This is a genomic window from Microbacterium sp. H6 (genome assembly GCF_003314775.1).
In the GTDB taxonomy this organism is placed as follows: Bacteria; Actinomycetota; Actinomycetes; order Actinomycetales; family Microbacteriaceae; genus Microbacterium; species Microbacterium oxydans.
Genome location: NZ_QOAY01000020.1, coordinates 8,420 through 13,101, shown reverse-complemented (window position 1 = coordinate 13,101; position 4,682 = coordinate 8,420). Strand labels below are relative to the sequence as shown.

Annotated in this window: 7 protein-coding genes; 2 read left to right on the top strand and 5 right to left on the bottom strand. The window is 68.2% G+C overall.

Annotated features, from left to right (window positions below):
* Positions 1 to 109: 109 nt before the first annotated feature.
* Positions 110 to 406, bottom strand: a complete 297-nt coding sequence (locus DSP71_RS00945; RefSeq protein WP_058630721.1) for a hypothetical protein — start codon at positions 404 to 406, stop codon at positions 110 to 112.
* A gap of 65 nt (positions 407 to 471) precedes the next feature.
* Positions 472 to 1,002 carry a hypothetical protein gene (locus DSP71_RS00940; RefSeq protein WP_058630722.1) on the bottom strand — a complete coding sequence of 177 codons (531 nt, stop codon included), beginning with the start codon at positions 1,000 to 1,002 and terminating at the stop codon, positions 472 to 474.
* A 103-nt stretch (positions 1,003 to 1,105) separates the two neighbouring features.
* Here DSP71_RS00940 and DSP71_RS21790 point away from each other — a divergent pair, with 103 nt between their 5' ends.
* A complete protein-coding gene (locus DSP71_RS21790) occupies positions 1,106 to 1,255 on the top strand; it encodes a hypothetical protein (protein ID WP_170224116.1) in 150 nt (49 codons plus the stop codon).
* Between the two features lie 68 nt (positions 1,256 to 1,323).
* On the opposite strand, the gene DSP71_RS00935 is transcribed toward DSP71_RS21790, so the two are convergent.
* Complete coding sequence (locus DSP71_RS00935) at positions 1,324 to 1,662, bottom strand: hypothetical protein (protein WP_058630723.1); 339 nt, start codon at positions 1,660 to 1,662, stop codon at positions 1,324 to 1,326.
* 216 nt (positions 1,663 to 1,878) lie between these two features.
* Here DSP71_RS00935 and DSP71_RS00930 point away from each other — a divergent pair, with 216 nt between their 5' ends.
* Complete coding sequence (locus DSP71_RS00930) at positions 1,879 to 2,313, top strand: hypothetical protein (protein ID WP_113680134.1); 435 nt, start codon at positions 1,879 to 1,881, stop codon at positions 2,311 to 2,313.
* A 14-nt stretch (positions 2,314 to 2,327) separates the two neighbouring features.
* On the opposite strand, the gene DSP71_RS00925 is transcribed toward DSP71_RS00930, so the two are convergent.
* Together DSP71_RS00925 and DSP71_RS00920 are read right to left on the bottom strand one after the other, a co-directional pair.
* Positions 2,328 to 3,728 (bottom strand): serine/threonine-protein kinase, encoded by a 1,401-nt coding sequence (locus tag DSP71_RS00925; protein WP_113680133.1) that lies wholly within the window; start codon positions 3,726 to 3,728, stop codon positions 2,328 to 2,330.
* Positions 3,729 to 4,077: 349 nt separating this feature from the next.
* The coding region (locus tag DSP71_RS00920; protein WP_113680132.1) for an alpha/beta hydrolase at positions 4,078 to 4,682 on the bottom strand (605 nt) is incomplete at its 5' end.

Below are 4,682 nucleotides of genomic sequence, written 5' to 3'. Positions count from 1 at the left end.
CCACCGCGGAGGCGCACCCCGTCAACAGAAGGACGGCGGACAGACCGAGGGCCAGGGCGGAGCGACGTCGCATGACCCCACTATAGGGAAGCGGGACGAGCGGACGTGTTCAGCCGAGCTGATCGAGGACGAGCTCACCGCGCGCGTTGAGGTGCTCCATCATGCGCTCGATCCGCTTGGTGTCGATCTCGGGCATGGACGAGCCGTCGAACGCGAGGATCAGCGGGATCGCGGGGTGCATCCAGATGGTGAGACGACCGGCGGGGTTCTTCTCCTCGGGCAGCCACGTCATCATGAAACTCTCGTGTCGACGCAGCTTGGTGCCGATCACGATCTTCAGGTGCGCCAACGTCGCGTCGTCGACCTTGATCGGAGGACGAGAGCTGTTGTACTCGAGAGTTCCCATCCTCTGAGATTACTCCGGAGCAGGACATTTCTCGGGTTCCGGCGCCCGACGCGAGAGCAGAGCCCTCAGTGTCCGTGGGCGAGCTGCTGGATGAGGATGGCCAGCCCGCCGAGGGCGACCAGGATCCCCAGCGCGATCACCTGCTTCCACCAAGGCGCTCGGGTGCGACGGACGGCGATGTACCCGATCAACCCGAGGATGGCGACGTAGACGATCGAAGCGATCGTGAGAGCGGTGCCCAGCTCGATCCAGTCCACCACCGCGAGGAGGAGGACAAGGAGCGGGATGGCCGCCGAGGCGATCGCCGTGCTCGTGAGGCGGAGCATCCGCCCGAACTCCCGCCGGTCAGGGAAGGTCGCGTGCACGGCCAGGTGGGCAAGGAGCTCTGCCACGAACCCGGCCACCGCGATCGCGACGATGCCGACGAGAAGGGTGATGCTCGCCCGCGCGGCGCTGGTGTGCTCGACGTTCGAGTTCTGGACGAGCACGATGGCGAGGCCGGTGAAGGTGGCGTAGATCCGCTCCTTGATCGCGGCGGTGACGACGTCGGCCGACTCTCCGCCCGATCGAGGATGCTCGTCTTCGGGTGGCTGCATGGCCCGCAGATTATCAGCACCCCTGCACCCGTGGCCGGTCAACCCCCTGATGTCGATCGACTCCGAGGACTACCGTCGCCAGTCCCGACGAGAGGAGAGAAGCATGAGCGATCCGAAGAACACCCAGGGCACCCCCGGCTCCGATGAGGAGGCCGACACCGCATCGGGCGGCGCGCCGGACACCGAAGAGGTGCTCGAGGACGAGACCACCGACGAAGACGGGAAACCGCTCGAGAACCCGTCCGGCGGCTGAACGCCCGGCAGATGACGAACGCATCCGTTCGCGGCCGAATCGACCGTGGGCGGATGCGTCGTTCTGGGTCAGGCCCGCTCGAGCACCCGGTTCGGCTCGCGGGGCCCGGCGTCCACCGGCTCTGGCACGAGATACAGACCGCTCGGCGAGTTCGCGGTGAAAGCAAGCGCTTCGATCCACTCGCGATTGATCGAGGGCTGACGACTCCCGCTGTACTTGAAGACGAGCGCGCTGCCGCCATGCACCCAGACGGTCGTGCGTCCGCCGCCGATGCTGACGTCTTCCTTCCAGCTGAAACCGAACGGCTCGCCTCGACGGAGTTTCGCGGTCATGACGAGCTGGATGTGCGTCAGCGCACGATCCTCGATCTCGGTCTTGACGTCGCCTTCATAGATGAACCTGCCCATGAGGCGCTCCTCTGTTTCGCCACGGGAACCCGTGCCAGAGGCGCGACCGAGATGATCGCTGAGTGGTCCTCTCCAGCATCGCACACATGGGGGACATCCGGACCGTCGAGCGTCGCGGAACGACTCACGACACGACCCACGAGTCATCCGTCCGAGGTACGCCGATACCTCGCGCGAGGGATGCCGCGAGGGCGTCACAGCCGCGAGGCTGGGGGCATGAACGTACGACCGCTTCTCGCCGCCTCCGCCCTGATCGTCGTGGGCGCACTCTCCCTCAGCGGATGCTCTGCCTTCGACAGCATCGTCCACAAGCAGTCCACCTCCACCTTCGACGATGCGGCCGCTTTCGCGAAGGGGGCGGAGGTCGACGCGGACTGGATTCCCGCAGACTCCTCGCAGATCACCGTGCGCACCTCGACGGTCGAGAAGGCCGAGGACGCGGTCATCCTCCTCACCAGCGCTTCCGACCTGGCCGATGCCTGCACCGAGGTCGAGCGGCAGTCGGCACCGTCCTGGACGCTCGACGGCGCCCCCGATCCGTACAAGGCGAAGACCGTCTTCGTCTGCGGCGGCTGGAGCGTGATGGTCACGGACGGCGGCTGGTACGGCTGGACGCCGAACTCCGACGGCGAGCGCGCCGCCGCGGGCTGATCGGGTCGGGGGCGCTACTTCTTCGCGTCCCGCTTCTCCTGCTCCTTGTCCGCCTTCTCCTGTTCCTTGTCTGCGTTCTTCTGGGCTTCCTCCTGCGCCTTGCGCTCGTCCTTGGCCGCCTGCTCCGCCGCCTTGCGCTCGTCCTTCGTCTGATCGACGACCTGATCGACGTGTGTCGGCTGCGTGTTCTCAGCCGGGACGACGGGGACGACAGTCCCGGAGGTGTCCTGCTGCGCGTCAGCCTGATCCGGTGTCGGATCCGGCGAGGGCGAGCTTCCCGGCGTCTGCTCGGTGACGACGGAATCGACATCGCCGGTCTCCAGGTCGCCGGTGTCTCCGAACCCTTGACCTGCCGCCCACACCCCCACGAGCACGGAGGCGGCGACGACCGCGGCAGCGGCGGTGCCGATCACTCCCCACCGTCGCGTCGGGCGACGCGTGGGCACCACACGGTCCGAAGGCTTCGAGGAGAGGAGCAGTGTCGGTGCGGTGCTGGCAGCGGAAGCGGCGCTCATGGCCGGGACCGGAGGGGCGATCACCGGCACGGGAGGGCGAGGCGGGATGGCCGGCGCAGACGCGAGCATGGACGCCGCGGCGAACACGGCAGCAGCACTGGGCCGGTCCTCGGGCGCGATCGCCACCATCCGGGTCAGCAGATCCGCCCACTGCGGACCCACGGATCTCGGCACCTCAGGGACCTCGATGAGACGCGCCATCGCCGCACCGATCCCCTCCGCCTGGCCGAACGCCCGCTTCCCGGTGAGCGCCTCCAGCAGCACGAGTCCCAGGGAGTAGATGTCGGCCGCCGGAGCAGGAGGCGCGCCCCGGAGTTGCTCGGGGGCGAGGTACGCAGCAGTGCCGATCACGACACCGGGCGACGTCAGCCGGGCATCATCGACGAGCACGGAGATACCGAAGTCGGCGAGCTTCGCGCCCGAACGGCTCCCCGGAAGCGAGGTGGGCGAGAGTAGCACGTTCGACGGCTTCACATCGCGGTGCACCACGCCGGCACCGTGCACCACATGCAGCGCTTCGGCGAGATCCGCGGCGATCATGGCCACGTCGGTCGGCGGCACGGGGCCCTGGGCGATGCGGGCGGAGAGGGTCGGGCCGTCGACGAACTCCATCACCAGGTACTCGGCTTTGCCCGGCACCAGTTGGGCGTCGTAGAGCGTGACCATCGCGGGGTGGTTGAGCGAGGCCAGCAGCGTCATCTCGCTGCGCGCGCGTTCGGACGGAACGCCCTCGCTCCCCCCGTTCAGCAGCTTGATCGCCACTGTCCGGCCGAGCAGGACATCGTCGGCGCGGTACACGCGGGCCATTCCGCCCTGTCCGACGCACTCCCGCAGCTGATAGCGCCCGCCCAGCAGCTCTTGCGTGGGCACAGAGTCGGTGGGCGCAGAGTCTTCGGTCATCGGCGAGTCCTCCTGCCACCCGTCGGGTCAAGGGCGGCATTCGATGACTTTAGGATGATCCGTCCTCGACGTATCGGGCCTTGACAGGAGCGGGAACCGTCCGGACGGATCCGGCGCCACGGTCGTGCGGTTCTCGGCAGTGACTTTTGTCCAGACTGTGCCGTTAAACGCGGAAGTGCATTGCATTCCGGCTCCATCAGGCGCATCCTGATCGTGCTCCGGTCGTAGCGCGAGATCGTGGGGGGCCGCGCTCGCAGGCATCGGGTGCAGACGGGGCGTTCGCCGGATCCCTCCCCCTCGGCGAGCGCCTCGCCTCCGCGCCCCGGTCAGATCACTCGGCCTCCTGCCCTCACGCACCCCCGAGGTGACGGTCGAAGAAGCGGGCGACGTCCTCCCCGGCGAACGCCGGAACTCCGGTGTGGCCGCCCATGTTGGCGTACAACGTCTTCTCCGTCGAGCCGAATGCATCGAACAGGTCGAGTGCCATCTGGCGGTCGTTGCCCTCGTCGTCCCACTGGAGCAGCACGTGCAGCGGGATCGTCACCCGTCGGGCCTCTGCCATCGTCGAGCGTGGGACGAAGCTGCCGGCGAAGAGTCCGGCGGCCACGATGCGTGCATCTATCGCGGCGAGGCGGGTGCCGATCGCGATCACCCCTCCGGAGAACGCGACCCGGTCGCCGATCTCCGGAAGCTCGAGGGCCTCGTCGAGCGTCGCCTGCCATTCGGGAACAGCCCGGTCGACCAGAGGGAGGATCAGCCGGTCCACGACATCCGCGGAAGGCTTCTCTCCCGCGGTGATCGCTCGAACGAGGTCGGCCCGGGCGAGCTCGGCGCCGGGCAGTGGAGCGCGTTCGCCTGCCCCCGGCAACTCGATGGTCGCGGCGGCGAAGCCCTGCGCGCTGGCGCTGCGGGCACGCGCGACCAGTCTCGGATACATGCGCCGCATGCCGATGC

What these genes read in the sequence shown, in the direction of transcription:
- DSP71_RS00930 (WP_113680134.1), top strand. Translation starts at nt 1,879, where the DNA reads ATGAACGTACGACCGCTTCTCGCCGCCTCCGCCCTGATCGTCGTGGGC.
- DSP71_RS00945 (WP_058630721.1), bottom strand. Translation starts at nt 406, where the DNA reads ATGGGAACTCTCGAGTACAACAGCTCTCGTCCTCCGATCAAGGTCGAC.
- DSP71_RS00940 (WP_058630722.1), bottom strand. Translation starts at nt 1,002, where the DNA reads ATGCAGCCACCCGAAGACGAGCATCCTCGATCGGGCGGAGAGTCGGCC.
- DSP71_RS00935 (WP_058630723.1), bottom strand. Translation starts at nt 1,662, where the DNA reads ATGGGCAGGTTCATCTATGAAGGCGACGTCAAGACCGAGATCGAGGAT.
- DSP71_RS21790 (WP_170224116.1), top strand. Translation starts at nt 1,106, where the DNA reads ATGAGCGATCCGAAGAACACCCAGGGCACCCCCGGCTCCGATGAGGAG.
- DSP71_RS00925 (WP_113680133.1), bottom strand. Translation starts at nt 3,728, where the DNA reads ATGACCGAAGACTCTGCGCCCACCGACTCTGTGCCCACGCAAGAGCTG.